This is a genomic window from Pedobacter yonginensis (genome assembly GCF_003173595.1).
Classification (GTDB): Bacteria; Bacteroidota; Bacteroidia; order Sphingobacteriales; family Sphingobacteriaceae; genus Pedobacter; species Pedobacter yonginense.
The window spans coordinates 1-750 of sequence record NZ_QGNZ01000010.1; the positions used below are offsets into that span (position 1 = coordinate 1).

General features: G+C 53.5%; 2 tRNA genes and 1 rRNA gene. All 3 read right to left on the reverse strand.

The features are described from left to right. Window positions 1–2: 2 nt before the first annotated feature. Window positions 3–76, reverse strand: a tRNA-Ala gene (locus DHW03_RS19125). A gap of 17 nt (window positions 77–93) precedes the next feature. Further along, window positions 94–171: transfer RNA gene (locus DHW03_RS19130), tRNA-Ile, on the reverse strand. 184 nt (window positions 172–355) lie between these two features. After that, window positions 356–750 (reverse strand): 16S ribosomal RNA (locus tag DHW03_RS19135); the annotation flags it as partial.

Genomic DNA, 750 nt, shown 5'->3' on the forward strand with positions numbered 1-750 from the left:
TGTGGAGAATAACGGAGTCGAACCGTTGACCTCCTGCGTGCAAGGCAGGCGCTCTAGCCAGCTGAGCTAATCCCCCAAAAGGATGTTCATAATTGGTAGTCCCGTCCAGATTTGAACTGGAGACCCCTACATTATCAGTGTAGTGCTCTAACCAGGCTGAGCTACGGGACTTCTCGCTTGCGGTCGCCGGCGTCCGCGGTTAGTATATTACCGCTACCGCTTCCGTTGCTACCTCAGCTTGGTGCCGTTATGCATGCCTGTTCAGGACGCACACCGTTTTCCTCTGGGTGTTTCTTTTTTGTTTCTTTAATATAAGAGTATCATGTTGCGAAGCGGGTAGACGGTGCTGCTCCAGAAAGGAGGTATTCCAGCCGCACCTTCCGGTACGGCTACCTTGTTACGACTTAGCCCCAGTTATCGGTTTTACCCTAGGACGCTCCTTGCGGTTACATACTTTAGGTACCCCCAACTTCCATGGCTTGACGGGCGGTGTGTACAAGGCCCGGGAACGTATTCACCGCGTCATTGCTGATACGCGATTACTAGCGAATCCAACTTCATGGGGTCGAGTTGCAGACCCCAATCCGAACTGTGAACGGCTTTGTGAGATTCGCATACCGTTGCCGGCTAGCTGCCCTCTGTACCGTCCATTGTAGCACGTGTGTAGCCCCGGACGTAAGGGCCATGATGACTTGACGTCGTCCCCTCCTTCCTCTCTGTTTGCACAGGCAGTCTGTTTAGAGTCCCCAC